Raw genomic sequence first — 2,512 nt, 5'->3', positions numbered from 1 at the left:
ATAATTGTAAAACAAAAGGAGCCCTCTGGGCTCCTCTATACTTTTACTTCTTGATCTCTTCCAGAAGATATTTATACTGTTTAAGCATTATGTTCAAAAATATTTTTTTAGGGAACTGATACCATTTAAACTTCATATTTTCGATTCCTCTCAGAGAATCTGACAACATTTTTTTCAGAAATTCAAGTTCTTCGAAGCTGACTCTAACTTCTTTTTTGTCTTTCTTTTCACACTCAGCTTTCAAGTAGTCCAAAAATACTACTACTCCCTGACCTTGAGGTATAGGAGATCCTCCAAATTGCTTTTTTATCTCGTCTACAAATTTAGATAAAAACTTTTTATTGGCTTTATCGAGATTAATTGTATATTTTCTCTTTGATTTACCTATTTTCTGCATTGTGTTCATCATACCCATCATAGAAGTCATGTTATTCATCTGCATAGGGTTTAGATTATTCGGATTAATCCTTTGACCTTTCATTCTGTTCTCCTCCATAATTATACAAGTTTTTTACTTATTTTAAAATTTTCCTATTATTTTCTCTATCTCTTCTTTTGTTACGCCCCCATGTCTTAGGATCAAAGGCTCTTCTCTCATATCTATAATAGTAGATTCTATCCCGAGATCACAAACCCCTCCGTCTACCAGTATTTCCACTCTTTTTTTAAACTCTTCACTTACTTCTGAATATTTTTTAGGACTGGGTTCTCCTGATATATTTGCACTTGTAGTGGCTAGTATCCCTCCGCAGGCTTCTATTATATCCAGTGCCAGTGGATGGTTCGGCATCCTCACCCCTATACTTTCCCCTCCTGATACCATCACAGGCGAGACACTCTCCTTCTTTCGGAGAATTATAGTGAGGGCTCCCGGCCAAAAAAACTTCATGAGTTTTTCAATTTCAGATTTATTTCTATCAATATAAGCTATCTTTTCTACATTTTTTATATCACTTACAAGAGCGATAAGAGGCGAGGAAAATGTTCTCTCCTTAGCCCGGTATATTTTTTTGAGTGCGTCTTCTTTATCTGTCACTGCTCCCACACCATAGACTGTGTCTGTGGGATAAATAATAAGTTCTCCAGATTTTACTCTTTTTGCCAGAGCAGGAAGATCCATGTTTTTCAAATCAAAAACAATCTGTTCCATACCTCTCCACCCCGTCTGTTCATTTAATAAAATATAAGCTATTTTAACATATATAAAAAAAAAAAGCTAGTAGCCTGATGACTGCTTTTATCCTTTGATCTGATATTTTTACAATTTTTTTACCTGTGACATTATCATAAAAAAAATTGAAATACACAAAGAAAGTATTAAAAAAATATATCTTTTTATTAAAAACCAGATGTAAATTTAATTTCTACCTTTAGTATCCAAATGATGCAGGGTTGTAATTACCAATTTTTAAGGCTATTATTTCTAATGAGGGGATTTTTATACTAATATGAAAAAGGGGAGAAATTTTATGCAATTGGCAAACACCAAAAACAAAAGGCTGGCCCTGATGGCAGCTCTTTTTATGATCTCAGTTTCAAGTACATATTCCATGTCTGCCACTTCAAGCGAAGTCTTCATGGTAGAAAGTGAAAGCAAAATACCAATATCCATATCCATTTCCACAGGAGTTTTAAATGGTGAATCAGAAGAGTATGTTTATGACGGTTCCAGTAAACAGAGCAAACTCACTTGGGATCTAGACAATGTTCCTGTAATAGGAATTGATACTTCTGTAAAGCTAAATGACAAGTTTTCAGTTAACTTTTCCGGGTGGACAAAAATCTCAGAAAGCAGTGGAAACATGGAAGACTATGACTGGTATCTAGGGGACAGTGAACCCTGGACAGATTATTCATCAAGCGATACAGAGCTCGATGAGGCCTATATGCTGGATATAAATATGAGCTATCTTCTTTATAAAAAAGATTCTTCTTCTATTACAGGGGAATTAGGATTCAGGCACGACCGTTATAAATGGAATGCATATGGCGGATATGGTACCTATAGTAATTACTATGCCACTACTTTTGATGATTTCTTCAGAACTGGAGACGTTGTTTTTGATGATGAAAAAACTATATCCTATGATCAGGAATTTTATGCTCCTTACCTTGGGTTGACTTTCAATACAAAAAAGGATAAATGGGTTATCTCTTCCTATGTCAGAGGTTCTCTATGGGCTTGGGGAGAAGCAGAGGATGTCCACTATTATTCAGGATATACTGTCAATGATTCAATCTATGTTTCTGGAAGTGACTCGGTAACCTACAAAGATGAATTTGAAAATATCGCTTATCTCTCCTTAGGATTAAATATAGGATACATGATAATGGAGAATCTCATGATTAACCTTTCAGGTAATTTCCAGAAGTACTTCAGAGAAACAGGTGATGACACTGAATACTATTCCGATGGAACTACTTATTATTATGAAGATGGTGCCGGTACATCAAACTACTCTTACACGGTTTCTCTAGGAGCCACGTATATATTTTAAACTTCAAAAGGAGT

Annotated in this window: 3 protein-coding genes; 1 reads left to right on the top strand and 2 read right to left on the bottom strand. The window is 35.0% G+C overall.

What is annotated here, in order from left to right; genetic code table 11:
• Positions 1-43 precede the first annotated feature (43 nt).
• The gene (locus tag ABZA26_RS12525; protein WP_372714850.1) at positions 44-481 is read right to left on the bottom strand and encodes a hypothetical protein; all 438 of its coding nucleotides are present in this window, start codon (positions 479-481) and stop codon (positions 44-46) included.
• 39 nt (positions 482-520) lie between these two features.
• The gene (locus ABZA26_RS12520; RefSeq protein ID WP_372714849.1) at positions 521-1,150 is read right to left on the bottom strand and encodes an L-threonylcarbamoyladenylate synthase; all 630 of its coding nucleotides are present in this window, start codon (positions 1,148-1,150) and stop codon (positions 521-523) included.
• A 319-nt stretch (positions 1,151-1,469) separates the two neighbouring features.
• Between ABZA26_RS12520 and ABZA26_RS12515 the strand changes: the two genes are divergently transcribed.
• Complete coding sequence (locus ABZA26_RS12515) at positions 1,470-2,498, top strand: omptin family outer membrane protease (RefSeq protein WP_372714848.1); 1,029 nt, start codon at positions 1,470-1,472, stop codon at positions 2,496-2,498.
• Positions 2,499-2,512 lie beyond the last annotated feature (14 nt).

Source organism: Ilyobacter sp. (genome assembly GCF_041583315.1).
GTDB lineage: Bacteria > Fusobacteriota > Fusobacteriia > Fusobacteriales > Fusobacteriaceae > Ilyobacter.
Note: the sequence above shows the minus strand (reverse complement) of the source record. Positions and strands in the feature narration are given on the sequence as shown.

Bases quoted from the DNA above. Each gene is read 5' to 3' on its own strand.
- ABZA26_RS12525 (WP_372714850.1), bottom strand. From the start codon at position 481: ATGAAAGGTCAAAGGATTAATCCGAATAATCTAAACCCTATGCAGATG.
- ABZA26_RS12520 (WP_372714849.1), bottom strand. From the start codon at position 1,150: ATGGAACAGATTGTTTTTGATTTGAAAAACATGGATCTTCCTGCTCTG.
- ABZA26_RS12515 (WP_372714848.1), top strand. From the start codon at position 1,470: ATGCAATTGGCAAACACCAAAAACAAAAGGCTGGCCCTGATGGCAGCT.